This window comes from Vibrio sp. 970 (genome assembly GCF_033339075.1).
In genome coordinates this window covers 1-609 of record NZ_JAWOTW010000516.1, presented here as the reverse complement: position 1 = coordinate 609, position 609 = coordinate 1, and the positions used below count along the sequence as shown (strand labels likewise).

The following is a 609-nucleotide window of genomic DNA, read 5'->3' as shown; positions in this document are numbered from 1 at the left end:
CAGAGCTTTTCAAAACTTTTGAAGTAACATAGTTTTCACTTTGGTTGATACAATTAGCGAGCGCGACATTTGAAGTAAAAATAATCGCAAATGGTATTAACTTTTTCATTTTAATCTTTTAATCGTCCTGTTTCTTCGTTAATCAGATTTAATATATATTTGTAAACGTCTTTACCATTTTTCGCATGATAAATGTTTTTCTCACCAACGCACTCACCGAAACCATCATCTTTTTGTACGTTGTAGTTAACACCTATTACGCCCATGGTGACCTTGGTTTTTTCACCCTCTAGCTTCGCATGTTCACTTTGAAACTTATTTTCTTTACTAGATATTCTTTTCTTAAGGCTTTCACACAAACCATGCTCACCCACTAATGACTTTAAGAATTTGTCATAAACCTGATAATAATAAGTTCGCCCATCATACTGGTCTACGTAATATTTAGTCACGACGTCATACTTATCTCTATAAGATCTATTTCTATTCAGTCCCATCGGGAATTGCACATCTGTATCTGCACCATCAGAAAGAATAATAAACACTTGCTCTGGGTTTCGATCTTCCTTTTTAACTTTATCCGCTTCTTTCGCCGCAGCAATTAAACCG

1 pseudogene is annotated in these 609 nt (G+C 35.0%); it reads right to left on the bottom strand.

The features are described 5' to 3' along the window. Window positions 1–110 precede the first annotated feature (110 nt). Window positions 111–609 (bottom strand): annotated as a pseudogene (locus R7Q11_RS27620) (pilus assembly protein TadG); the annotation flags it as partial.